The 26,680-nt window shown below is 66.3% G+C and carries 12 protein-coding genes; 4 read left to right on the top strand and 8 right to left on the bottom strand.

Features of this window, described 5'->3' with window-relative positions; all coding sequences use genetic code 11:
• Nucleotides 1–355: 355 nt before the first annotated feature.
• The 4 genes from DFR29_RS01415 to DFR29_RS01400 form a co-directional block, all read right to left on the bottom strand.
• Nucleotides 356–1,591: a sensor domain-containing phosphodiesterase gene (locus DFR29_RS01415; RefSeq protein ID WP_166653804.1), complete on the bottom strand. Its 1,236-nt coding sequence runs from the start codon at nucleotides 1,589–1,591 to the stop codon at nucleotides 356–358.
• A 263-nt stretch (nucleotides 1,592–1,854) separates the two neighbouring features.
• Complete coding sequence (locus tag DFR29_RS01410; RefSeq protein WP_133816766.1) at nucleotides 1,855–3,483, bottom strand: diguanylate cyclase domain-containing protein; 1,629 nt, start codon at nucleotides 3,481–3,483, stop codon at nucleotides 1,855–1,857.
• Entirely contained in the window at nucleotides 3,480–4,985 is a 1,506-nt protein-coding gene (locus tag DFR29_RS01405; protein WP_133816765.1) for an ATPase domain-containing protein, read from the bottom strand. Before DFR29_RS01405 ends, DFR29_RS01410 begins: the two co-directional genes overlap by 4 nt.
• Entirely contained in the window at nucleotides 4,982–5,407 is a 426-nt protein-coding gene (locus DFR29_RS01400; protein ID WP_133816764.1) for a hypothetical protein, read from the bottom strand. The genes DFR29_RS01405 and DFR29_RS01400 overlap by 4 nt, the downstream gene beginning before the upstream one ends.
• Before the next feature lie 591 nt (nucleotides 5,408–5,998).
• Between DFR29_RS01400 and DFR29_RS01390 the strand changes: the two genes are divergently transcribed.
• Both DFR29_RS01390 and DFR29_RS01385 read left to right on the top strand, forming a co-directional pair.
• Nucleotides 5,999–8,866: a M16 family metallopeptidase gene (locus DFR29_RS01390; RefSeq protein WP_208113484.1), complete on the top strand. Its 2,868-nt coding sequence runs from the start codon at nucleotides 5,999–6,001 to the stop codon at nucleotides 8,864–8,866.
• 89 nt (nucleotides 8,867–8,955) lie between these two features.
• Nucleotides 8,956–9,462 (top strand): AAA family ATPase, encoded by a 507-nt coding sequence (locus tag DFR29_RS01385; protein ID WP_133816763.1) that lies wholly within the window; start codon nucleotides 8,956–8,958, stop codon nucleotides 9,460–9,462.
• A 128-nt stretch (nucleotides 9,463–9,590) separates the two neighbouring features.
• On the opposite strand, the gene DFR29_RS01380 is transcribed toward DFR29_RS01385, so the two are convergent.
• Together DFR29_RS01380 and DFR29_RS01375 are read right to left on the bottom strand one after the other, a co-directional pair.
• Nucleotides 9,591–10,778 (bottom strand): Kelch repeat-containing protein, encoded by a 1,188-nt coding sequence (locus DFR29_RS01380; RefSeq protein ID WP_133816762.1) that lies wholly within the window; start codon nucleotides 10,776–10,778, stop codon nucleotides 9,591–9,593.
• 103 nt (nucleotides 10,779–10,881) lie between these two features.
• Complete coding sequence (locus tag DFR29_RS01375) at nucleotides 10,882–13,230, bottom strand: winged helix-turn-helix domain-containing protein (protein WP_133816761.1); 2,349 nt, start codon at nucleotides 13,228–13,230, stop codon at nucleotides 10,882–10,884.
• Between the two features lie 176 nt (nucleotides 13,231–13,406).
• Here DFR29_RS01375 and DFR29_RS01370 point away from each other — a divergent pair, with 176 nt between their 5' ends.
• Entirely contained in the window at nucleotides 13,407–13,844 is a 438-nt protein-coding gene (locus DFR29_RS01370) for a thioredoxin family protein (RefSeq protein ID WP_133816760.1), read from the top strand.
• A 287-nt stretch (nucleotides 13,845–14,131) separates the two neighbouring features.
• On the opposite strand, the gene DFR29_RS01365 is transcribed toward DFR29_RS01370, so the two are convergent.
• On the bottom strand, nucleotides 14,132–20,164 hold the full coding sequence (locus DFR29_RS01365) for a GEVED domain-containing protein (RefSeq protein ID WP_133816759.1): 6,033 nt from the start codon (nucleotides 20,162–20,164) through the stop codon (nucleotides 14,132–14,134).
• A gap of 202 nt (nucleotides 20,165–20,366) precedes the next feature.
• The gene (locus tag DFR29_RS01360) at nucleotides 20,367–22,331 is read right to left on the bottom strand and encodes a hypothetical protein (RefSeq protein ID WP_133816758.1); all 1,965 of its coding nucleotides are present in this window, start codon (nucleotides 22,329–22,331) and stop codon (nucleotides 20,367–20,369) included.
• A gap of 728 nt (nucleotides 22,332–23,059) precedes the next feature.
• Here DFR29_RS01360 and DFR29_RS28915 point away from each other — a divergent pair.
• Nucleotides 23,060–26,680: DUF11 domain-containing protein (locus tag DFR29_RS28915; RefSeq protein WP_166653803.1), on the top strand; the 3,621-nt coding region annotated here is incomplete at its 3' end.

The following is a 26,680-nucleotide window of genomic DNA, read 5'->3' as shown; positions in this document are numbered from 1 at the left end:
AGCCTTCGGCTCGTTGCAGAGAGCCCTTCGATGAAAGTCCGCTCTTCCTTGGCATCGGACGCAGCAATCGGACGGATAACGACGCGATTTCTGTCGCGTAACGTTTGCGTCCAGTGCTGATTGACTATCGCGGCGGGTAAGGATGGTTGCTGCATGACGGTGCTCCGGAGTGGGCCATTCGAGGCGAGTTCGCTGCAACCTATCGCGGTGGCAGGTACGCAGCGGTGCGGGAGGCTAGCCCGCAGTTCGCCGGCAAACCGTTTCGGATAGGCTGTGGGTGGAAAAATCAACCGACACAGCAGATAGGCTCGCCGCGGTCTCTGTCGATGCGCAGGCTGCGTGCGGACTCTCGCCCCTAACGAGCAGGGCGCGGTGCCGGCCGGCCCAGGAAGAAGCCTTGCCCGAACTGAACTCCTAGTTCGACGAGTACTTCAAACTCGGCGTCAGTTTCAATTCCTTCCGCAACCAGGGCCGCTGCGGTACCGTTCGCGAAAGTCAGCATCGCCGATACCAAGGTTTGATGCACGGGCTTCTGGTCAATGGATGCTGTAATCGATCGGTCAAGTTTGATCAGGTCCGGTTGCACATGCAGTACATGGCGAAGTGTGCTGAAGCCTGCGCCGGCATCGTCAACGGCAATCTTCACACCGTGCCGGCGTAGCCAGTGGGTCCTCTCCAGTAGCTCTGCATAGTCGTCTACGGAACTATGTTCCGTGAGCTCCAGGATGATGCGCTCAGCTTTGTGCGACACGCACAGTTGAGCCAGACCGTCGGAAATCATGGTTGCCGGGGAGACGTTGACGGCGACATATAACTCTTCTGGCACGACAGCCAATTCGACCAACGCTCGTTTTGCGAGGGCAAGTTCAAACTCGACGCCGAGTCCTACATTCGCAGCTGCCCTCAACCACCATTCTGTCGGTTCGCTGGCGTTAGGGAAGCGTGCCAACGCCTCCAGACCTACTTCGCGTCGCTCGCCAATATCGAAGATCGGTTGATAGACCATGTCAAAAGATTCACTGGCGATCACGGCTTCAACACGTTCGCGCGTCTGCTGTAGGAGTTCAGACTCTTCACGATCGAGAGTCTTGTCGAACATGCGTTCCCGGGCCTGGCCCAGCGCGAACCCCATGAGGACACTGAGGTGTTCCAGAGCCATGACGTCACCCGGCCCGTAAGAAAACGCGTAGGGCGAAACGACTTTAAGGATTGCAATAGTCCGGTTGTCAAACGGCAGGGGAGCAACGATCAGCGAACGGGTCCCGTCGCGAATACTGGCCTTGTGATCGATTCTTGCGTCGTTTTCGCTGTCGTCGCAGACGAGCACGCATTTCAGCCGGGAGCAAAGGCCTGACAGACTTTTCTCCGCGCTGCACTTCTGCCCGAGAAACCGCTGCATGCTCCCACTGGCAGCTCCGTAGATCAGCTGATCGCCATCCAGCATCTCAAGTACAGCGCCAGCCGAGCCGGTAAGGGCCTGCGCCTGTTCCAAAATCGCTTCAATCACGCTGCCAGGTTCCGTACCTGCACCGACAATAATGCCTTGTGCTTCGAGCAGCGATTGAAGAAACAGGGAATCTGCTCCGGACATCCGCCTATGGCACTGGGGAAATCTTGGCAAGGCCGGGCGTATAGGCGCAAACGGCACCATCATTTATCACCTTTTGATGAGCATATCTGTAATTTTTTCTCAGAACAGCAGCGTCCTCCGTAGAAGGTGCAGCACGTGTGAAGAAATTGCGTTGGCCTGAAGTCGGGCGGCTTCGTTCTGGCGCCGATGCCAGCGGTTGTCGGCGAGCAGCGATGTCGGCGTGCAGCCGGGTCCGCGTTGCCGAGCGATTCGTTGATCGATTGCTACTCGCGTATTTCTCCGCTATATCCGGGAAATTTGACGACAAATTCGCTACCTTTCCCGCCGCCGGCACTGGTAGCGACGACAGTTCCGCCGTGGGCTTCCACCAGCTCCCGCACGACCGCGAGTCCGATGCCCAGGCCGGCGCGGTTGAAATTGACCGCCGTCTTCTCTTGAACGTAGGGATCGAAGATGGTGAGCAATGCTTCGGCAGCAATTCCGATACCGTCATCCGCCACGGTCAGAACGAGATGGCCTTCCGGCTCTTCGAGCGAAAGGATGATGTGTCCACCGTTGCCCGTGTATTTGGATGCGTTGTCGAGCAGATTGCGAACGATCTGAGCCAGGCGAACGGGATCACCCTGCATGTTGGTCGACGATGACGGAAGACGAACATCCAAGTGCTGCAACCGCAAATCCATCGCCGGTCGACACGCATTCGCTGCGCCATCGACAACATGGGCCAAACTGACGATCTGACGTTCCAAGTTCATCTTGCCGCTGTTGATGCGCCCAGCGTCAAGCAGGTCATCGACCAGCCGCGTCATGTGCCCGATCTCTCGCTCAATGATGGAATGCATCTTCGGGTGCTCGGCCACCGGGAGCCGTCCCATCAAGTTGGCAGCCATGCGAATGGGCCCGAGTGGCGAACGCAGTTCGTGGGCCAGCAGGGCGAGAAATTGGATCTGATCACGTTGCGACTGCTCGGCATTGCCTTGCAAGACTTGTGCGCTGATGGCGGCCTTGACGAGCTGTTCGTTGGCATCGCGCAATTGGTTGAGATGGTATTCGGTTTCGCTGGTTGTCCCCTCCGGCGCGTTCGGCGGCTGCCGAAGTGCGGCCAAAGGCAGCGCTGGCGGAGGCTGCTTTCCGGCCAACAAGGCGCCGTGTGAAACAAAGCGCCCGACGCCATGGCGCTTGGCCAGGTACATGGCGGCGTCGGCACGATCAATAAGTACGTCGGCCTCGTCTCCGTCGTCGGGATACAAACTGATGCCAATGCTTGCTGTCAGGCGAAGTACGTTGTTTCCGAAGCGGCTGGGCGCGCCGAGCGTGGTTGTCATTTTGTCGGCAATGGCGACCGCATCAACGGCCAGCTTCACCTCGGTGAGCAAGACCAGGAACTCATCGCCTCCGTGGCGACTGACGGTGTCGCTCTCGCGGATGCAGCCGGCCAAAGAGTGGGCCGCCCGTTGAAGGACCTGGTCGCCGATCGCGTGGCCCAGCGTATCGTTGATCTGCTTGAAGTGGTTGAGGTCCACAAACAACACGGCCAATCGCGTGCCGTGGCGATGCGCCTGCGCGATGGCTTGTTCGAGGCGATCATGGAAGAGCACCCGGTTGGGTAGCTCCGTCAACGGATCATGTTCGGCTGCGCGGGAAACCTCGCCAAGGGTCCTGTTGCAATCGTCGGCGTCGAGCTGGGCCTTGAGTGCCGAGCAAACCAGCCGCTCGTTGACCGCCCGCAGGGGCGACGCGGCATCGCTGTCTGCTGCGTTCATCGCCTCCACGATGGTCTGCCGCAGTCGAGTCAGCATCTCCCGGGCAACCTGGGTTTGGCGTCGAACGGCAGCCAGCTCCAAAGCCGCTTCCATTGCGTCGAGCGCGGCCTGATCCGGCAGATCGTTCACGACGCCGGGACCGTGCCCATACCGGCGGGTGGGTTCGAAACCCACTCCTGAACGGGATGGTGCGTCGTTGGCCGACCGCCCAGGAGGCCCACGTAGTCAGGCAGTTTGTCGCCGATGCAAATGCCTTCCGTTGAAATGGTGAACTCGCGCAATTCGTGCGAATGGGTGCTTCCGCGCACCTTGACCACCGCCATGACGCGTCTGATTTCGCTGTGCACTTCGATGTATCGCTGAACAATAATCGCGTCGGTCAGAAACGCCGTGCCGTAGGGGCTGAAGCGAAGGTCGGTGTATCGGTCTTCCAGTTCCGATGTCATCAGCACCGAAACGCCCGCATGAGCCAATGCCATGACCAGGCGAGCCAGTGATTCGCGAAAGTCGGCGCGGAAGGTTGGCGCGATCGCCAGCTCAAAGCCCGACAGGGAATCGATGACTACACGTGTGGCCTTCAGACGATGGATCTCATCGAGCAACAAACGCACGATTTCATCGATGGACAGATCGGGAGCCTGGGGATCGACCAGGGCCACACGATCGCTACGAATCAGTTCGGCCAGCGCCCGGTTGTAGAAGGGATTGGGCCGGCGTTCGAAAGCCGCGATGACGCCCGACTCGCCGCGGCGTGCGCCTTCTGCGAGGAACGCTGCGGCCAGCACGCTCTTGCCCGAACCCGAGGGGCCGGCCACCAGCAGGGAGTAGCCCCGCGGCAGGCCACCGCCCAACATGTCGTCCAGGCCGGGCACCCCCATCCCCAGACGAAAGTCCAGCGCGCCTGAGTCAGGGCGATCGTCGATGGCGGCCGCACGCGCGGGTGCGAAGACCTGGATGCCGGCCGAAGTGATGCGGAACGTATGCAAGCCCGGCAACGAAGACTGTCCCCGCATCTTCACGATTTCCATTTTGCGGACCATCGAGTTGCGCTCCACGCTTTGGCGCAACCAGATCAGGCCGTCGCACACCGTGAACACCGGATTGGCGTCGGATTCCGCAAAATATTCGCCAATCAGAAACGTCGTGGCTTGCCAGCTGGTCATGAGCACACCCAGCTGCTGTACGAACTGTTGAAGGGCGTGGTTCGGCTTGCCCTCGGTCGTGCTGGCCAGCACAACCGATCGAAATGAATCGACGAAAACCAGCGCCGAATCGTGGGCACGAACTTCCGCGACGATGCGCTGCAGCACCGCGCCCAGATCACCCTTGAGCGTGTCGTCCGAAAGGTTGACGAAACGGATCGAACGATTGATCGCCGTGCTGTCGAAATAGGAAAACTGCTGCTGGTACCGGAGCATCTTCAACGGCGGTTCGCCCAGCACCGTGAAGTAGATCGCCGGACGCTCGGGGGTCGCCATCGCAAACATCATCTGGTGTGCCAGTGTTGTCTTGCCACAGCCGGGGGCACCAGCAATGAGGTTGAACGAAAACTCCGGCAGTCCGCCGCCGAGAACCTCGTCCAAACCGGGGACGCCTGTGCCGAGGCGCTGGATGGTAGCTGTGTGGTTCATGGGGCATCCTGGACAGGTGAACCCGCGGGCGGTTGAATCCACACCGCCCCGAGCAATTGTTCCGAAAGCGAAAGGCCGATCAAACTGACGAGCAACCGGGAGAATCTCTCCAGTATTTCCACGCCGCCGGCCAGTGCCGTCTCGTCGGTCTGTTGTGCCAGCAGAGTTCGCAGTGTGGAAAAATCAACGCGAGGGGTTTGCGCTGGTGAGGAGATGTCGATCCAGTGATGGGTCGCCTTGGCAAGATGCAGACTGCGCTGATAGAGCGCGACCACGCCGCCTGGTCCAACAATGGGCGTCAGAGCCCCCTCGATTTCCCGATAGACGGCGACCACGACATCGGCGATGTGGGGCGACGTCGCATCCTGGCCGAGTCTATGGTTCAGAGTGGCGGCAATCCGCGGGCTGAACGTGTCTTCCACGTAGAAGGTTCCCGTAGATGTTCGCGAGGAACATCCTGAGTCTACGCCCTTCTTCGGGCCTTCCACGTGAAGGGTGGTAACCTGTTGATTTATGGTGATAAGAGCATAAGTTTTTGGTATCAAAATATTTCTTATGTTGAAAGGTATCTTTGTATTAATGCTTATTTGGGTTGGCCGCTCGTTCTTATTTGCTGCCGCGTACGCCCAAATCGACGGAGATTTATGCAAAACGAGCAGAAGAGTGCGGACATCGCTGAGCCGGGGTGCAGCATCGCAGTCGGGCGGGATCGTCCAGCGGTAGCGAATACATGACCTGCATCAGGTTCGTCACTATCCCCAAGTTCAGTGAGGTGTCCGGCTACGCGGAAAACGCGATGCGCACAAATATCCGGGACGGCATGTGGCTGAAGGACGTGCTCTGGGTCAAGGCGCCCGACGCAAGGGTGCTCAAGTGTGAGACAGCCCCGGTACGAATGGCTGATCCACCGGCCGGCGCTGTCGCATACCGTTGGCAGGCTCGCCAGGCGACCATGGGTCGCTTAGCCGGCAACGCAGCGATCGAGTCCGTATATCCGGGGAGTGGCAGCCATCGTGATACCGAAATGCAAGCCTGATGCGCGGCCGGCAGCGGGTGGATTCCGCTGCTGGCTGGCCGCCGTGTTCGTCGGCCTGTGCGTGTTGCAGCCGGTGACTGGCGCCCCGGTACTCGCCAACGCCGGCGCTGCGCCGCCTGCCTATGTGCAGCGAACGCTCGCCAACGGCCTGCGTGTGCTGGCGATCCGCGATACGACGACGCCGAATGTTTCGGTGCAGGTCTGGTATCGGGTCGGTGGCAAGGACGACCCGAAAGGCGGGCTCGGTTTCGCGCACCTGTTCGAACATCTGATGTTCAAGCAGACCCGCAATCTGCCCGCCGGCAGTTTTGTCGGGCTGGCGGAGGATGTCGGTGGCACCAACGATGCCTCGACAGAAGACGACTACACGCGCTACTACACGACGGTTCCTGCCGCGTATCTTGAACGCATCCTGTTCGCCGAAGCGGAACGGATGTCGGGGCTGGTCATCGAGCCGGCCGATTTCGCCGCGGAACGCGAGGTGGTGAAGAACGAAATCCGTATGCGCGTATTCGGCGAGGCCTACGGCAAGCTGGTGCAGATGTATTTGCCCGAAGTGTCGTACAGCCGCTTGCCCTACGCGCGGCCTACGCTGGGCAGTATCGCCGACCTCGATGCGGCGACGGTCGACGAAGCGCGCGCGTTCCACGCGATCTATTACCGGCCGGACAATGCGGTGCTGATGGTTGCCGGCAACTACGAACCGGCGCAGCTGGACGCGTTGGTGGACCATTATTTCGCGCCGATTGCGCAGCCCGTCTGGCCGGTTCCGCGTGTCGACGTGGTCGAGCCGGAGCGTACCGCGCCGACTCGCCATGTCGTGTATGAAACCGGCACGCCGTCGCCGGCAGTTGTGGCGAGCTACGCCGTGCCGCCAGAAGCGCACGCCGACACACCCGCGCTGATGGTGCTCGATGCCGTGCTTTCTGCCGGTGCCGGCTCGCGCCTGCAGCAAGCGCTGGTCGAGGGCAAACGCATCGCGCAAAAGTCGGCTTCGCTGCTGGAGCAGCGCCAGCTCGGCGGCGCGCTGGCGGTCTACGCGATTCTGTCGGGCGAGGTCGCGACGGCCGATGGCGAGGCAGCATTGCAGGCGGAAGTTGCACGCCTGCGCGATGCGCCGGTCACGCCGCAGGAATTGCACCGTGCGAAGAATCAGATCCTGACGCGCGTCGTGCGCGCGCGCGAAACGCTGGACGGCAAAGCCGCGGAAATCGCCAAGGCGGTCGTCGTGCTGAATGACCCGGCAGCGCCGGCGCAACGGCTCGCTGCGATCGCCGCGGTGACGGCGCAGGACGTGCAGCGAGTTGCGGCGACCTATCTCGTCGACCGGCGCGTTGCGATCATTCACTACCAGCCGGCCGAGGCTGCGGCGGCGGGCGCGCCGGCCGACATCATCGACGTGCCCCCGTCGGTAGTGCAGAAAACGCTGCTGGCGCCGGCCGGCGTGCGCGTGGTGAAACCGGCCGACGCGGAGCAGCGCATTGCGCTGCCGCCGGCCGGCAAGCCTGCCGGCTTTGCCTTGACGCCGATGCAATGGCGCCTGCGCAACGGCCTGCGCGTAGTGCTGGTCGAACGCCATGGCGCGCCGCTGGCAAGCCTGAAGATGGTCGCGCCGGCCGGCAGTGCGGAAGATCCGCCCGGACGGGCAGGTCTCGCCGCACTCACCGCCAGCCTGATGACGAAAGGCACTGCGACGCGATCCGGCGCCGATATTGCGAACGAGATCGAGTCGCTGGGCGGCAGCATCGGCACCGGCGCCGGCTGGGACGGCGCGTCGATCAGCGTGACGGTGCGATCCGATGTCGTCGCCGCGGGGTTCGGCGTGCTTGGTGATGTGGCGAGAAACCCGCGCTTTGCCGTCGCCGACATCGACGGCGCCCGCGAGCAGGCCATCGAAGTGCTGGACGATCAGCGCCAGGATGCAATGGCGCTCGCCCGCCTGGTCGCTGCGCGGGTGGCGTTCGGCAACACGCCCTACGGCAGTCCGAAGAGCGGAACCGTGGCGGCGCTGAAGGCGATAGTGCGGAACGATATTGTGCAGACGTATACGCGTGCCTGGCGGCCGGCGACGGCCACGCTGGTGATTGTCGGCGATGTTGCGCCGGCGGCGGCGCGGCGGCTTGCCGAACAGGCGTTCGGCGACTGGCGTGTCGCCGAGGCCGTGCCGCGGGCCGAACCGGGCCGCGCCGCGTTGCCGGCAGCGCGAGTCGTCGTGGTCGATATGCCGGATGCTGCCGAAGCGGCGGTCGTGGTCATGCACCCGGCGGCGGCGCGCAGCGATCGCGCCTACCATGCGCTGCTGGTCGCGAACGCGACACTGGGCGGCGGCGGTTCCTCGCGGCTGAACAGCGAGATCCGCTACAAGCGCGCGCTGAGCTATGACGCAGGCAGCGCTGTGCTCGACGGACGCAGCCCCGGCGCCGTCGTCGCGGCGACGCTGACGGCAAACGATGCCGCCGCGCAAGTCGTCGAACTGATGACGGCGCAAATGCGCAATCTCGCCGATGCGCTTGTGCCGACCACCGAACTCGCGACGCGCCGGCAATTGCTGGTCGGGAACTTCGGCCGTGCCATCGAAACGGCGGACGGGCTGGCGAACCTGCTGGGCAATCTCGCCTTGCAGTCGGTGCCGCTGACCGAGGCCACGCGCTTTGCGCGCGCGGTCGATCGTGTCGATGCCAGGGCGGTGCGCGCCGCGGCGGCGCGGTGGCTGGATCCGTCGGGCGCGAGCATCGTCGTGGTGGGCGATGCCAGGCGGTTCGTCGACGGCCTGCGCGCGAGCTATCCCAATCTCGACGTGATTGCCGCGAGCGAGCTTGTCCTCGACAACGAACGCCTGCGCTAGGCCCGCAGTGTGCTGCGGCAACCGCTGTCGCTGCGATAATGCTGCCGCGTGGAGTGCCTCCCGCGATACGACGAATGCCCTGGCTGCCCATGCGCAAACTGCTCCTGATCGGTCCCGGCGGCTCCGGCAAGTCCACGCTTGCCGCGGCGATCGCGTCGCGCACAAAAATTCCCGTTGTTCACCTGGATACTATTTTCTGGCGCGCCGGCTGGGTGGAGACGCCACGCGAAGAGTGGGTTCGCACGGTTGAAGGCATGATCCAGGCCGATGCCTGGATCATGGATGGCAACTACGGCGGCACGCTGGACCGGCGACTGGCCGCCTGCGATAGCGTCGTCTTCCTGGATATGCCGGCGTATCTGTGTGTCTGGCGCATCCTGCGGCGGCGCTGGCAGTTCCGCGGGCGCAGCCGGCCGGATATGGCCGAAGGCTGCGCCGAAAAGCTCGGGCTGGATTTCGTCTACTGGGCGCTGAGCTACCGCTACCGCCGCCGGCCTGCCGTCCTGGCGAAACTGGAGGCGGCCAGGGCGGCGGGCAAGCATGTCGTCGTGCTGGCATCGCGCCAGGATGTGCAGGCCTTTCTTGCCACCCTGTAGCGCCCTGGGCCTGTGGGTCACAGCGTCGACGAAATACGGCGGAACGGCTGGTGCGGCTGCGCTGGGATGTTGCAGGCCGCCGCGACCAGGGCAAATCGAAAGGGATGCGCCGGCGACGGCCTGCGGGGCTACGGCTCGAAACCGTCGGCAAACAGCGCATCGGCGCTGTCGGGTGTATACAACTCGCCGTATTCCACCCGGCCGCCCTTGGGGTCGAGCAGGTCGCTGCCGCCGCTGAGCAGGACGCGGCCGTCGGGCAGCACGGTTGCGTCGCCGCTGCCGCGTTCAGTGGCCGGGCCGGGTTCGATGGAACTGAAGGTGTTCGTCGCCGGCGAGAACAGTTCGGCGGTCGACGCGGTGAGGTCGTAGCGCTGGCTGCCGATGGCGAGCACCTGGCCGTTGCCCAACGTACGCAGGCGGTAGTCGACACGCGGCACGGCCATGGCGTTGGCAGCGGGCTGGAAGGTGCTGCTGGCCGGGTCGAACAGTTCGGCCGAGGTGAGCTGCTCGCCCACGGTATAGCCGCCGGCGATCAGTACGCGGCCGTCGGCCAGCAGCGCGGCGGCATGGCGTTCGCGCGAAACGCCCATGCTGGCCGGCAGCAGCTGGAAGCTGCCGGTGGCCGGATCGTAGATTTCCGCGTCGCTGCGCACGGCGCTGCCGCCAAGACCGCCGACTACCAGCACGCGGCCGTCATTCAGGCGCGTCGCCGTGTGGACGTAGCGGCCTATGGTCAGGTTGCCAGTGGTGCTGAAGCTGTTCGTGGCCGGGTCGAAAATCTGCGCGCCGCTGAGCACGCCCATGCGGAAGCCGCCGACGATCAGAACCCGCCCGTCCAGCAGTACGGTCGCGGTGCTGCGCTCGCCGCCGACGCTGACGCTGCTGGCGATGGCGCTGAACGTGCCGGTGACCGGATCGAACAGCTCGCCGTTGGACTGGGTTTCTTCGTTTCCATAGCCGCCGACGATGAGCACGCGGCCGTCGGCCAGCGCCGCCGCGGCGTGGTCGAAGCGCGGCACGGTCATTTCGCCGGTAGCACTGAAACTGCCGCTGGCGGGGTCGTAGATTTCCGCCAGCGCACTGGGTGCCCGCACTACCGGACCGGCGTTGCGCGGGCGCTCGTCGCTGGGACGGTTGCCACCGGCGATGAGTACGCGGCCGTCGGCCATCAGGGTTGCGCTATGCACGGTGCGCGGAAACACCATGCTGCCGCTGGGCACGAACGCCGCGGCGGCCGTGCCGGCGGCCAGGGCGCACAACAGCGCGCCGACGACGCGGGAAGCGGCAGTCGCCGCGGGGAAAGACAGCAAGGACATGGCCACAACTCCGCGACAGGATCGAGATTGCAGTATTGCGGCGGTACCTGGCCGCGGCTTTCGCGATCGCTGAGATAGCGGTGAGATTGGCGTATCGGCGCGCTTAGCGCGCTGGCGTATGGCTGGGCGTGGGCAGGTCGGCCGCCGCGGCGGCGCGCTGTGGCGGGCGGCTCAGCTCGGCGGGTATCGCGCGCTCGCCGGCCAGCGCCTGTGCCTGCAGCAAGGCAGCCTGCCAGGCTGCCGGGCGGCCCAGCGCAGCCTGTACGCGCAGTTGCACGAGGGCAGCAGCGAAATCGGCCCGCGCCCAGGCGGCGACGCGGCCGGCCACGACACCGGCTTCTGCCGCATTGCCCTGGGCCAGCAGCCAGGCGACGTAAGGCTGGGCGATGGCCAGCAGGTCGCTCGGGGTCTGGTTTGCGTCGGCCGTGGCCAGCGCGCGTTCGAAGGCGCTGCGGGCTGCGGTGGCATTGCCCCGCGCGGCGGCGAGCTCGGCCCGGGCCAGGGTGGCGTAGACCGGGGTCTCCGGCGCCGGGTCGGCATCGGCCCAGGCCTGCATGCGCGCGAGCACGCGCTCGGCGTCGGCGGCATCGCGGGTCAGGCGCTCGCGCAACAGCAGCAGCCAGGCGCGGCCCTGGTCGCGGCCGCCGGGCTTGCGCGCGCTGGCATCGGCCGATGCCGGTTGCAGGCTGTCGGCCAGCTCCTGCAGCGCGACAGGTGCGTTGCCCTCCAGTTGCACGCGCAAGGCGGCCAGCTGCAGGCGCCAGGGATGCTGCGCACAGCCTTGTGCAGCCTGGACCGGGCAGAGCAGCGCCAGGCCGGCCCGCACTTCGCCCAGGCGGCCGTTGGCCTGCAGCACTTCCAGCCGGGTGAGCTGGGCCAGGCTGCGCGCGGCCGAGTCCGGCGCGCGCTCGATCAGGTTGCGCAGGCGCGGCTCCAGCGCCAGTGCGTCGGCCGGTTCCAGCAGCTGCAGATGCGTTTCCAGCAGATGCACGCAGGCCAGCAGTTCGTCGTGGACATCGCGCAGGGCGCCCAGGTTGAGCAGGGCCCCCTGGAACAGTGCACGCGCCTCGCCGAAGCGGCCCTGGCGCTTGTAGACCACGCCCAGGGCCAGGTCGGCCCTGGCCATGCCAAGGCGGTCGCCGCCGCTTTCCAGGGCAACGCGAGCCAGTTGGAAGTCGCGCCGGGCGGCATCGATCGCGTTCTGCCGCACCTGCGCGACGGCTCGGCCCATCAGTGCGCGGCCCAGTTCCACCGGTGCGTCCTCGGCCTGCAGCAGTGCAATCGCTTCGTCGGCGGCGGCGCGCTGCGCGGCGAAATCGCCGCGCTGGTAGTACACGTTGGCCAGGCCGTTCAGCGCGCGCGCGCGCAGCACCGGTGCATCGGCAGCGGACAGCTGCGCCAGCAGGCCCTGGAATTCTGTCGCGGCCTGGTCGAGCTGGCCGGCGAGGAACGTGCTCCAGGCGCGCTGGTAGCGGTATTCGGGATTTTGCCGGCCGGCTTCGTCGACCCGGTCCAGCAGGGCAAACGCTTCGTCGCTATGGCCGGCCAGGGCGGCGGCTTCGACCTGTAGCAGGCCGTCGCCAGTGGCGGTGTCCGCCGTCGGCGGGATATGCCCAAGCAGGCGGGCGAGGCCGTCGGTCGCGTTGCGGGCTGCTTCCAGTACATCGGCGTGGCTGGCCTCGCTGTGCAGCGAGGCCGCACCTTCGCGCAGCAGTGCGGCCTGCACCCGCCAGTGGCCTTCGCGCTGCTGCGCCGACAGCTGCACCACACCGCTATGCGGCCAGGCCTCGGCAATGTTCGCGTCGATGGCAGCGGCGCCGCTGACCAGGTCGAGTCCGCGCGTCAGCGCAACCACGTTGTCGGCTGGCACTACCGCCTGTCCCGCCGTGCGCAGGCGTTCGATCGCCAGCGCCATCAGGCCCAGCCGCAGCCAGGCGTGGTCGGCCGAGGCATCGATGCGTGCCGGCAGAACCAGGGCACGCAGGCTGTATGCCTGTGCTGACGGGGCAGGGCGCGGCGGCTGCTGCACGGCAAAAAGCAGGGCCAGCACCAGCAGCAAGGCCCAGCGCAGGTAGAGCCAGTTTGCGCGCGGCGGCGGCACCGGCGCGGCCGGGGCAACCGCGTCGGCTGCCTCGCTGCTGTCGATCTGCGTCGGCAGCACCCAGCGATAGCCGAAACGCGGCACGGTACGGATCGCGCTGTCGGCGCCGTCGGCGTCGATCAGGCGGCGCAGCCGCGCAATCACCTGTACCAGTACGTTCGCGTCGGCGTCGACCTGGCCCCAGACTGCGGCCAGCAATTCGTCGCGGCCGACGGCGCGGTCGCGGTGTTCGATCAGCCAGCTCAGACATTCGAACATCCGGGGCGGCAGCAGCTGCCGTTGCGTGCCGTGCACCAGCTCGCGCGTTGCGCTGTCGAGCGTGCTGCCGGCGAACCTGTAGATCTTGCGCATGCCGATGCTGCCGTTGTGCGGTGCGTAGTAGCGTCCGATCGGACAGCCACTCGCCGGTAAACCCGGCCGAGCATAACCCAGGCGCCGCGCGACCACGCTCGGCCATGGCAGTGCCGGAGTGGATACGCGAAGCAGGCAGTGGCAATGCTAGCCTGTGGTTTTCCGCCGGAGCTGTCATGGACGAATCACGCATCCTGCCTTGTCCGCGCTGCCTGACCTTGAACCGCTTGCCGCTGGCAAGGCCGGCCGTTGAAGCTCGCTGCGGCAAGTGCGCGCTGCAACTGTTCGGCAACGGGCCGTTTGCGCTGGACGTGGCGGGCTTCGACCGCTTTCTCACGCGCTCGGAACTGCCGCTGCTGGTGGATTTCTGGGCTAGCTGGTGCGGCCCCTGCCTGCAGATGGCGCCGGCCTACGAGGCCGCGGTGGCACAGCTGGAGCCGCAGCTGCAGGCGGCCAAGGTCGATATCGATGCGCAGGCGCCGCTGGCCCAGCGCTACCAGATACGCAGCGTGCCGACCCTGATCCTGTTCCATCGCGGCCGCGAAATCGCACGCCAGTCCGGTGCGATGGGTCGCAGCGATATTGTCGACTGGGTGCGCGGCTACCTGAGCTGAGGCAGCGAATTGCGTCGCACAGTCTCCGCCTGGTAGCTGTTGTGTACACCGTGCTGTGCAATTCGCTGTGCTCATCGCACCCTACGCAAGGCTACGGCCGGCCAGCTTTTACTATACGTTTTTAAAATTTATCGTTGTGGGTTTGTCGGTGGCGGCCTGCCCGTGCTTTGGCATCGCTCCGCCGCTACGCGCGATCCAGTCGCCAGCCAACAAAAAAGCGCAGCCAGACGGCTGCGCTTTTCGTTTTCCGCCAGCCGGCATTGCCGCAGCAACGCCGGCCTTGGTGCTTACATCACGCTACTGCTCCGGCGCCGGCGCAGACCGGCAAAAGCCAGCACGCCGATCAGCAAGGCCACCATCGGTGCCGACAAGGCCGGTACCGCGGTGCTGCCCAGGGTGATCACGGTCGGTTCGCTGTCGCCGCCCGGATCGCCGCTGGGTGCCGGGTTGACGCCGTTGTGCGACAGATCGCTGACCGGCACGCCACCGACGCTACCGCTGGCGGTGACCTGGTTGCTGTAGGTGCGGCCCGGTTCGAAGCGGATGTTCACGCTCAGGCGGATCGTCGTGGTCGCCCCGGCGGCCAGCGTGTCGGTGCCGGCGAGCAGGTTGGTGACGCTGCGGCCGTCGAACGCCGGGTTCAAGGTCAGGCTCGGTGCGGTGACGCCGGTGACGCTCCAGTTGGCCGCGGCGCCAAAGGTGGCGACAAGGTTTTCCGTCACCTGCAGAGTGTCCACCGGCTGGCTGGAGTAGTTGCGCACGGTCAGCACATAGGCCACATCTGCATTGCCCGGTGCTGCGCCGCTGCCGTAGCCGCCGCCACCGGTGACGCTGAGCACCTGCGCGGCCTTGGCCACGCCGAGCACGGCCGAACCGCTGCCGGTGCCGATCGAGGCCGGGTCGGCATCGTCTTCGTCGCCGTTCGCATCGCCGTCGCCGGGCGTGCCGCTGCCGTTGCCGCCGGTGGCGTCGTCAGACGGGGTGTTCGGCGTGCCGCCGGCATCGTTGCCCGGATTGCTGTCCGGCGTGGAGTCGATGTCGGTCGGCGGCGTGTTGCTGGCATCGCCGTCGTCATCGGCGCCGCCGATTTCCGCGCGGTTGACCAGCGGCGACCCTGCGGCCGGCTGCACCCGCAGCAGTATCGTCACGCTGGTGCTGGCGCCTGCCGCGAGCGGGCCGGCGATGGTACGCGTCGCCAGCGTCGGCGAGACCGAGGTCCAGTTGGTTTCTGCCGGACTCAAGGCCAGGCCGGCCGGGATGTAGTCGTTGACCAGGATGTTCTGCGCTGCGATGCCGCCCTGGTTGATCACCGTGATATCGAAGGACACATCCTGGCCGGCGATGAACGGTCCGGTCTGGCCCGCCGTCAGGCGCTTGGTCAGGGCCAGGTCGAAATTGCCGAGCAGGCCGAAGTCGACGCTGAGGTTGCCGTTGCTGCCGTCGCCGTCGTTGGTCGGCTCGCCGCCTACCGTCAAGGTCACCGTGCCGGAGCGGATGACCGCGCCGCCCAGCGTACCGTTGTCGTCGTTGTCGGCATCGTTGTCCGGATCGGCGGCAGGCTCGCACGTTCCACTGGTTGCATACGGGAAACCGCTGCAGCTGCTGCCCAGGTAGCCGGCGGGCGGCACGATCTCGACGATGTAGCTGTCGGGGTCGAGGTTCTGGAACAGGTAGTTGCCGTTGGTGTCGGTGCTGGTATTGGCCAGCGCGGCGCCATCGGGCGTGCCGTCGTTGTTGCTGTCCTGGTACAGCGCGACGGCGACGGCCGGCAGGCCGGCTTCGCCCGCGTCGACCTGGCCGTTGTTGTTGCGGTCGTTCCAGACCAGGTTGCCCAGGCTCAACACGCCGGCGCCGATGTTCACCGGATAGTCTTCGACTTCGCCGTCGATGGCCGCACCGCTCGGCGAACAGGTGCCCGCGGTGGAGACGCGGAAGCGTGCATAGCTGGCCGCTACCGCGTTGTTCGGCACGCTGCCGAAGTTCAGCGTGACCAGGGCATTGCTGCTGCCGTTGGGCAGGCTGCCCTGGGCGGTTTCGCCCGGTGCGCTGAAGGCGCCATCGCCGTTGTAGTCGATGAAGCCGCAGATCGTCGCCGCGCTGCCGGTGCTGTTGCTGCCGGTCACGCGCACGGCCGGTGCCACGCCGCGCTGCAGGGCAAGGTCGGCAGTGTTGACGCCGTCTTCGTCGTCGGGCGTGCCGTTGGCATCGTCGTTGTTGGCGCTGGTACCGGGCTGGCCGTCGGCTTCCGCATCCACGCCGGCACCGAGGAACAGGCCGGGTACGATGCTGTGACGCGCGCCGTCGTCGGAAAGCAATGTGGAATAGTTGCCTGCACCGTTGCCGGCGCCCGTATCCGGCAGGTCGCCGAAGTCGGTGGCGGCGATGGCGATCGGGTTGTCTTCCACTTCGCCGTCCGGTGCCAGGCCGACCGGTGTGCAGGCGGCGGTGCTGGTGCTCAGGCGGAAGCGTGCATAGGTGTTGCGCGCGGCATTGCTCGGCACGATGCCGAAATCGAGCGTGAACGGCGCGGCGTTGCTGCCCACCGGCACGGTCACCGCAGGCGCGGTTTCGCCGGCATCGGCGAAGTCGCCGTCACCGTTGAAATCGACGAAGCCGCAGAGCTGGGCCGGTACCGCCAGGGTATTGGTTGCTGCGGTGCGCACGCGGGCGACCGTGCCGGCGATCAGCGACAGATCGCCGACCACAACGCCGTCTTCGTCGTCCGGCGTGCCGCTGGCGTCGTCGCCGTTGGCACCGGTGCTGGGCTGGCCATCGGCTTCGCCGTCTTCGTTCGCGCCCAGGCGCAGGCCGGCGACGATGGGATGGCGCGGACCGTTGTCGGCGAGCAGGGTGGCGTAGTTGCCCGGGCCGTTGCCGGCGCCCGTATCCGGCAGATCGCCGAAGTCGAGCTGGCCGATGGACACGGGATAGTCTTCCACTTCGCCTTCGCTGGCCGGGCCGGTGGCGCTGCAGGCGCCAGCGCCGCGATCCAGGCGGAAGCGGGCATAGGTGCTGGCCGCTGCATTGGCCGGCACCGTGCCGAAGTTCAGCGTGACGGTCGCATTGCTGGCACCGGCAGCGACCGGCTGGGTCGCGCTTTCGCCCGCATCGGCGAAGTCGCCGTCGCCGTTGAAGTCCACGAATCCACAAAGGCGCGCCGCCGCGCCGCTGTTGCTGGCGTTGACGCGCACGCTGGCGCTGGTGCCGCTGACCATGCTCAGGTCGGCGATGGTGACGCCGTCTTCGTCGTCCGGTGTGCCCGTGGTGTCGTCGCCGCTGGCGGCGGCATTCGGCTGGCCGTCGCCTTCCGCATCCACGCCGGCACCGAGGAACAGTCCGCCGACGATGACATGGCTGGCGCCGCTGTCGGCTTCGCGCGTGTTGTAGTTGCCGGTGCCGGTGCCGGCGGCCGCGTCGGGCAGGTCGCCGAAGTCGAGCGCGGCGATGGTGGCGGTATAGTCTTCCACTTCGCCATTGGTCGCGATGCCGCTGGCGCTGCAGCCCGCATCGGTACTGAGGCGGAAGCGTGCATAACTGGCCGTGGCGGAACCGGCCGGCACCACGCCGAAGTTCAGCGTGAATGCCGCGTTATTGCTGCCGTTGGGCACGCCGAGGTTGGCGCTTTCGCCCGCATCGGCGAAGTCGCCGTCGCCGTTGTAGTCGATGAAACCGCACAGCTGTGCCGCGGCGCCGCTGGTATTGGTTGCGTTGACGCGTACCGCCGGCGCACGGCCTACGCGCAGGGCGAGGTCGGCAACGGTGACGCCGTCTTCGTCGTCGGGCGTGCCGTTGCTGTCGTCGCCGCTGGCGGCAGCATTGGGCTGGCCGTCGGCTTCCGCATCCACCGTCGCGCCGAGGAACAGGCCGGGCACGATGCCGTGCGCCGCGCCGTTGTCCGCCGCCAGGGTGTTGTAGTTGCCGCTGCCATTGCCGGCGGCGGTGTCGGGCAGATCGCCGTAGTCGAACGAGCCGAAGCCGAAGTCGATGCTGTGGTTGTTGTCGCCCGCACCGGCCAGGGTGAAAGCGGCTCCCAGCGTGGTGGTCGAGGCGGGAATGGTCACGGCCACGCCGTCGGAATCGCGCAGGTCGGCTACGCCGCCGCCGCCGGTATTCGCCACGGTCGCACGCAGATTGACCAGTGCGCCGCCGGCGCTGAAATTGGCCGGCACGATGCCGATGGTATAGGTGGAGAAATACGGATTTGGCGCGACGATGAGGTTGTCCGTCGTGCTCGCGTCGGCCGCGCCCTGGCTGAAGACGAAGTAGTACTCGCCGTTCGCATCGGTGGTCGCGCTGCCGAGCACCGCGCCGCTGCTGCTGTACAGGTTCAGTACTACGTTGGCGATGGGCGCTTCGCCCGGGTCCATCACGCCGTTGTGATTGCTGTCGTTCCACACATAGTTGCCCACCTCCACCGGCGCTGCGCGGCACAGCGCGTCGGCGTCGCCGAGGCCGTTGGCCTTGGAGAAACCGCCGCTGCCGGTCTGGAAGATTTCATAGCCGCGCGAGCTGGCCGGATCGGCCGGCGTGAGGTTGCTGTACCAGCGCAGGCCGCCCGAGTTGAAGCGGAACGGGTCCATGATGGTCGAGGCGACCGTGGCGTAGCCGGGCACCTGGATCAGCGCGCCCTGGGCGTTTTCATCGTGACGGCCGTTGTAGTCCGGCGGCGTGTCGTTGATGAAGAACGGCGGCGAGGTATCCGAGTAGTGGTCCAGCGGATAGAACTCGCCACCGCGCGTATTGCCGGCGGAGTTCGGGCCGCGCGCCTGGTTGGTGGCCGTGCCGGCGGCACCAGTGACGCCGCCGCAGCTGCCTTCCTGTTCGAGATTCCAGCCGCCCGCGCCGTTGGCGCAGGCGCGCAGGATTTCGCCCGCGGTAATGCCGCGGATGGTGCCGACGTTGCCTGTGCCGGTGTGATCGCCGTGGCGGTCGCGCAGGCCGAGTACGAGATCGGGGCCGTCGAAGGTCAGGTCAGAGAACATTGGTTCGGCGTACACCGAATTGTTGGTCGCTGCCGGCGTGCCGGCGACCGACGACCAGGCGCGCCAGATCGCATCGCCGCTGGGGTCGTTGACCGCGTCGCTATTGCCCGCTGCGCGCGGATAATTGAGCGCGAACTGCAGCACCGGCGTGGCGCCGAACGTGCCGGCGACGGTGTCGTAGGCATACACCCAGGCGCGCAGATCGGCGGCGAGCTGAGTGGACTGTGCCGAACAGACGCCGCTGACGTACAAGGTGGTGCCGCGCATCGCCAGGCCGAACGGACGCGCGTCCGCTGCCGTGGTGCAGGGCGAGGGAATCGGCCGCCGTGTGATGGTGGTGGTGTTGAGCGCGCCGCTGGTGGGAATCGTATACAACTGGCGGTCGGCCATGTTCACCGCGAACAGGCTTGCGCCGTCGAGGCTCAGTTCCAGGTCGCCGTACGCGCTTTTGCCGACCTGGTCCCAGGTGGTGTCGCCACCGGCGCCGCCTTCGTAGTTGCCGCGCACGGTATCGGTGCCGGTGGTGGCGGGGCCGAATACCGCATTCAGGTCGACGAAGCTGGCCGGTGCCGCCGGGGCGCCGCTGGACGCGGCGTTGACGCGATAGATGGTGCCGGTGCCGCCGGGACCGAAGCCTGCGTGGCGCTTGTGATAGGCGGCGATGAACAGGTTGTCCTGCAGCTTGTCGTAGGCCATGCCGTAGACCGTGCCGACCTCGGGTACGCCGGCTATGCCGACCGGACCGGTGGGTTGCGGCGTGCCGACGCTGCCGGTCAGCGAATAGGGGAAGCGCACGACCGCATCGATGGAGGCGTTGGCCGCGGCCTGGGGATCGCCGAAGGCCTGCTCGGCGACGGCCACCAGCGGATCGTCCTGGCAGAACTCGACCGGGGCATTAAGTCCGACTTCCACATTGTTGGCGCCGTCGGCGACGAACTGCACGGTCGTGCCGCCGCGCGTTGCCACCGGTGCGCCGGAGGAGGCGCGGGAGTGGAAGCTGGGTTGCAGGCCGGCCGGATAGCCGGTGAACTCGACACGCAGAGGCGCCGCTGCACTGCAGCCGGTGACGTTCAGCGTGAAGCTGCCGAGGCTGGCCGGCACGCTGCTGGTGGTGGCCGCCACGCCGCAGGCACCGCTGACGTCGTAGGCGCGTACGCTGACCCCGCCGATGCCGCGGTCGACCGCGGCGGCGACGCCGCCGAGATCGCGCTGGCCGTTGGAATTGAAGTCCTGGAATACCGTGCCCGAGATCGCCGCGAATGCGGCCGGGCTTAGTCCTGATCCGAGCAACAACAGAACATGCGCTGCCCTTCGGCCGCGTTTTGTGGGTGTTTGCATTGTTATATCCCCAAGTGCTGAAAATCGCCTGCGTAGACCGCCTCTGGGCGATGTGCGCGGGCGAGCCTGTCGTCCGTCTTCCCGGCAATGAGCGTGCCGGTCGGTGCGCTGAAACGGCGCGGGTACGGCCGCTTCGTTTCAGTCAAGCGATACAAGTGAACTAAAGCTATTAATAAAAATAGAAAACAAACGTGTCGCGTCGTTATGGTGTGCGGGTGCCTCCGCGCAGCAGTGCCTCGAACGCATCGGAAAAAATCCACCCGGTACCGGGCGCGCCCGGCACCAGCGCGGCCAGCGCCGGGCCTGCCTGTTGCGCATCCGCATCCAGCCAGGTCTGCAGCGTGCCGCTCACGGGGGCCGCGTCGGCGATGAGCGAGTAGCGAAACAGGCTGCCCCAGTCCAGGCTCGTCCCGGGCACGGCCTGCCAGCGCAGTTCCTGCGCCAGGCGATGGCTGTTCCAGTCGTTGCCGGCGAGCAGGTCGCCGTCGACGAAGACGCTGGCCAACACGCGCGTCGACGCGGGCAGCGGCAGCGACACGGCGGCAAGGCCGGCATTGCCGAGCACACGCAGGTTCGGTTCGCTGCCGGCGGTCTGCACCTGGGCGTAGTCGAAATTCACTAGCGCGTAGTCGTAGCGCCAGCGGCCCTGGCCGAGATCGCGTACGCGCGTGGCCAGGCGCAGCTGGCCACGCGCATCGCGATGGCTGCTGACGAGTTGCAGCGGATCGGCAGCTTGCGGTGGTGCCCAGGCATCCAGCGCGCTACCGCGCCGGAATGCCGTAGCGGGTGCCGGCGGCAATTGCCAGGTGCCTTCCCAGTGCGGCGCTACTTCGATAAAACCCATCGAGTTATAAATGTTTACATCGTCGCGGACCAGGTACCAGGCCTCGAACAGATAGCGCGATCCCACGTGTTGCGCCGGATCGAGCTGCGATTCGCGCACGCTCAGGCGATGGCTCCACACGGTGTTGCCGCTGGCGTCGCGCTTGCCGTCGCAGCCGCCGAGGTCGGGGTTGGGTGGCACGACCTCGTCATCGTCGAGCGAGCCGCAGCGGCCCCAGCGCACCTGGGTCGGGTCGACTTCGCGGCGTGCCCCCAGGGCGGCGTTGTTGTCGTTGTTGTTGCTGGCGTAGGTGTCGCTGCAGCCACGGCCGAGGATCTGCGCGTCGGCACAGGCGCACTGGCTGTTCAGGGCGACGAAGGCGTGCTTGACGCCGGAGCGGCCGATCTGGCTGATGCCGCCGTCGGCATCCAGCCGGTACAGGTTCCAGATCAGCAACGGGTGCTGGTCGTTGCCGTGAGGCGGCCGCGGCGGCGAGAAGCGCGCATTCCAGGGCAGGTCGGCGCTGCAGGGGTCTGCCGCTGTGCAGGGCAGGCCGCCGTTGTCGTCGTCGGGGTTGGACAGCTCGGCGGCCGGCGCGATCACCACCGCCGCGTCGGTGCCGCCCGGGCCATCGCAGGTGCAGGCGTTGCCGCTGCAGCCCGGTTCGCCGCAACGCATCATCTGCGCCGTGATGCCGTCCAGCTGCAGGTCGGCGGCATACGCACCGTCGCCGCTGCCGGGCCAGTTCGGCACGGCGCAGCTGGATTCGCCCGCCGGGCTGGGTCGGGTCAGCTTCAGGCTGAGCTGCGCATCGGCGATGGTCAGTCCGGCCCAGCCGGGTTGGCCCAGCTCCGCCGCGGCTTCCGGGGCCAGGCGCAGGTCCAGCGAGAGCACCTGCAAGGCCGCAGCGTCGCTGGCGCGTATGGCCATGACCGAATCCGCCCGCAGCCGGGCCGCAGTGGTGGCGCCGCTGAAATCCAGTTCGGTGCTGCCACGCCGCGGTATCAGCGACAGTGTGCGGAAATCGAGCCGGGTAGTGCCGTCGCCGTCGGCAAGGACGAAGCCGGCGGCGGCCCTGAGTTCGCCGCCCTGCCAGGCGCGCAGGCCGGCACCCTGCAGTTCCAGCCGGGTTTTTCCCAGCGAACTCAGTGGTATGGCAAGCCCCTCCGTGGCCACACTGCGGCCGTCTGCCTGCAGCGCTTGCAGGCCGAGCTGGGCGAGCAATTCGTGATTGAAGCGGATATGCAGTTCGCCATCGCCGGCCTCGGCATACGTAGGCCGTGCCGGCGAGGCGTTGGCGTGGGGAGGGAATGCCGCGCCGTGCGCCGCTATCGGACCCAGCAATAAGCCCACGCCGCACGTCGCGATGACACCGGTTGCAACGGACGCGAAGAGCGGCGCCCAGCGCCGGCTGACGGCCGAAACACCGCTTCGCGATAACAGCGCGAATGCCTGCATGGGTCGGTTGGTTCCCCTGTCTGGCCGCAGCGGCGTCGGTATCGAGGCTCGACATACGGCTACGTATCCGGGGAAGTATAGTCATGCAAAGCGGGCGCAGGTGTCCCATTCACAAGGCTGAACATTAGTTAACAGTCGCTAACTAATGTGTCACGCGGCACGGAATTTCTGCCCCCTTCATGGCTGAAACCCGCGTCGCACAACGATTCTGCTTTGTGCAGAATCGTGCAATTACCCATTGAGAAAATTTCATAACGCTGAAAACACAGGCGTTTTGCCGTCGGCTTCAGGCTTGGCTGCGGATTGAAGGTGCCGAGTTCGTTACATCGGCGACACCTTTGTAAATTTGGGACAAAACTGTCCTGGCCTGGTGTCAATCCTGCTGTCGGCGGGCTCTGCCGTGTTACTTTGAATACGCCAAAGTACTGAGTGGGCAGGCATTGCCCCTTCGGCACGAATAGCGCAGGAGCGGCGGCACGAGTTCTTGTGCGAACCCGTAGCGGCGCAGGCCATCAGGCCCGCTTCGACCAGCAATCAAAAAAATCACCACGAAAATTGCCTGCAACGGCTGCGTAGCCATGCGGGTGTCTTTGACGTTTCAGGGGAACGGCGAGATGACTGCACACAGCGGTACCGATCCGGCGCAACGGCGCGCCATCGATTCAAGCGGCCGCGCGTCGGCCGGCTCGGCCAGGCGCAACTGGGCCTTGCGAGGCATGGCCTTGCTGCTGGGTGCCGCGGCCAGCCTGAGTGCCTGGGCCGAAGGCAGCCGGTCCATGTATCCGGCCGGCTACGAGGCCGCTGGCTTCCGCGCCACCATGGACTTGCGCAACAACGGCAACTACATGGGCATCATTCCGGCGCGCCAGTTCCTCTACGTCTACGCCGAGGCCAACGAGTACATCCTGCTCGGCTCGCGCAACCGCAATAACGGCACCAGCGGCGAGATCTTCGTCTACAACCCGCAGAATTTCGGCACCAAGGGCGCCGAGACGATTCCGGGCACGGCCAACTTCGCCTGTACCCAGACCACGCCGCCGGCGGGCAGCTATTCCGGCACCACGCTGGGCCAGATCGGCTCGCGCGCAGCGGAACTCGCCGGCCCCAACAGTGCTGACAATTCCGTTTCCGTCGGCGCCAACGGCTATGCACCCTGCGCCTACCGTGCACCGGTCAGCGGCATCTACGGTGTGCGCTTCGCCGGCGGTGCGTCGGGGACTACGGTCGACGGCCTGGTCGCCACGCCGCAGATCCTGACCCAGCAGGTATCGGCCTGGGACGTCACCGTGCGTGCCACGGCCAGCTCCATCACCGACCTGAACGGACGTCTGTTCACCTATGCCTGGGTTGGCTATACCGGCAGCAATCCGCGGGCGATCTACCACACGCTGTACTACACCACGCTCGACGGCTACCGCTATCGGCAGAAGATGCAGGGCATCGATCCGAATGCCTACGCGCTGTACGCCAACTCCGGCGGCTTCATGGACGAAGGTTCGTCGCTGTACAAGGACATTCGCGGCAACAACCAGTTCGTTGACTCGGGCTTTCCCGCCGGCGTGACGGCGCAGCGGCCGCAGGATCCGATTTTCTTCAGCGACATCACGCCCACTGGCGCGAACGCGGCCGAGGTCAACAAGGTCTTCACCTTCCTCGGCATTCCCTCGACACCGCCCGTGCCGCAGCTGTCGGCGGTGTCCTTCACCGGCAATGTCGGCGGCTCGACCTCGACACAGGGCGCGGGCGGTACCTTCCAGTTCACCACGGTGAACACGGTATCGTTCCAGATCGTGATCAGCGCGGGGGCGAACTTCGATCCGGGCGACACCAGCAATCGCGTCATCACCGGCACGGCCGGCACCGGCACCCACACCATCGTCTGGGACGGCAAGAGCAACGCCGGCACCGATTTCCCCGCGGGCGGCCCGTATTCCTACCGCGTCACTGGCCGCAACGGCGAAATCCATTTCCCCATCATCGACACCGAGGGCAACGCCAGCGGCGGCCCGACGATGACCAAGCTCAATGCCAGCGGCGATTCCGTCGTGTATTACGACGATCGCAGCTATGTCACGCGGCGCAACGTAACCGTCGGCGCACCGATCAACAGCAACCTCTGCGGCGCCGGCTCGGCCCAGGTGCCGCCGACACCGCCGTACAACCTGATCGGCGTGGATTCCAGCGTCGCTACAGCAGGCCGCTACTACCGCTGGTGGACCGCATCGGGCAATAACAACACCGACTGCAACAACAATGCGGCCTCGGCCTTCGGCGATGCCAAGGGTCTGGACCTCTGGTCGTATGCCTCGACCGGCGACATCACCGAAACCCTGATCATCGTGCCGCAGACTGTCACGCGCGACCTGGGCACTGCCGTCTCCGTCGACCCCGCCGCGAATCCGGGCCAGACCGTCTACGGCAGCTTCGTGTTCCGCAACGACGGTACCGGCTCGGCCACGGTCAGCAGCGTCACTGCCAGCATCGGCACGCCCGGCAACTGCCCTGCCAGCGTCACCTTCACCTATGTGCCGCCGGGCCTGACCGCGGTCTATTCGGCGGCCACCTGCAACGTGACCTTCACCGGCATCACCACGATGACGGCGGGCCAGCAATACCTGTTCCGCTTCACCTATCCCGCGCCGGCCTCGGGCACGGTGCCGGTGAATACCACCATCGCCGGCAACGAGACCGTCGGTGCGGTATCGCCCAACAGCGCCAGCGGCGTCACGGTAATCACCGTCGCCGACGTGGCCGCCAGCGTCAGCGTGCCGCCGACCGCTGCGGTCGGTTCCACTGTCGCGGGAACAATTACCTTTGGCAACTATTCCCCCGGCAACGCCACGGCCGACACCGTCATCTACAGCGCGACCATCGGCACGCCCGGCAGCTGCCCCAGCGGTGTCGCCTTCCCGGCACCGCCTGCCGGCGTCACCCTGAGCTACAACACCAGCACCTGCGAGGTGCTGTTCAGTGGCATGCCGGCCCAGCTGACCCTGGGCCAGAGCGTGTCGATCAACTTCACCTATACCGCACCCGCCAGCGGCACCGTGCCGGTGACAGCGAGCATTTCCACCAGCACGCCCCAGGTCACCACCGCCAACGACAGTGCCAGCGGCAGCACCAGCTTCTTCGTGCCTGTCGCGAATCTCGGCATCGCCAAGACCGGCCCGGCCGTGGTCGCGGCAAACGGTGCGATCAGCTACAGCCTGCTCATCACCAATGCCGGCCCCGATGCGGCGAACAACGCGAGCTATGTGGACAACGTACCGGCGGGCATCACGGGCGTTGCTGCGACCTGCACTTTGCCGACCGGTGGCGCGGTCTGCGCCGCGCCGACCGTTGCCGGCAATGCGGTCAGCGGCACGGTACCGACCCTGCCCAATGGCGGCAGCGTCACGATCACGATCACGGGCACTGCGCCTGCGGCCGCGACGACGCTGAACAACACGGCGACCGTAACGGCACCGCCGGGTACGACCGATCCGACGCCGGGCAACAACTCCAGTTCGACCACGACACCGGTCGTGCTGATCGTGGCCGACGACGACAGCTACGGCTCGATCAACGGCAACAGCGGCAATGCGAATGTCGGCAATGTGCTCGGCAACGACTCGCTCAACGGCGCTGCGGCAACCATCGGCAACGTGACGATCGGCATCGTCACGCCGGCCAGCAATGCGGGCGTGACGCTGGATCCGGCCACGGGCATCGTTGCGGTTGCGCCGGGCACGCCGGCCAACAGCTACACCATCGTCTACCGCATCTGCTCGCAGGCGAATCCGACCATCTGCGATAACGCGACAGTGACCATCGTCGTCACGGCGCCGAGTGCCGATGTGCGTATCGCGAAGACTGGCCCGGCCGTGGTCGCGGCAAACGGTGCGATCAGCTACAGCCTGCTCATCACCAATGCCGGCCCCGATGCGGCGAACAACGCGAGCTATGCGGACAACGTACCGGCGGGCATCACCGGCGTTGCTGCGACCTGCACCTTGCCGACCGGTGGCGCGGTCTGCGCCGCACCGACAGTTGCGGGCAATTCCGTCAGCGGCACGGTACCGACCCTGCCCAATGGCGGCAGCGTCACGATCACGATTACCGGCACTGCGCCTGCGAGTGCGACGACGCTGAACAACACGGCGACCGTGACGGCGCCGCCAGGTACGACCGATCCGACGCCGGGCAACAACTCCAGCTCGACCACGACACCGGTCGTGCTGATCGTGGCCGACGAC

Source organism: Tahibacter aquaticus (genome assembly GCF_004363655.1).
GTDB classification, from domain to species: Bacteria; Pseudomonadota; Gammaproteobacteria; order Xanthomonadales; family Rhodanobacteraceae; genus Tahibacter; species Tahibacter aquaticus.
Note: the sequence above shows the minus strand (reverse complement) of the source record. Positions and strands in the feature narration are given on the sequence as shown.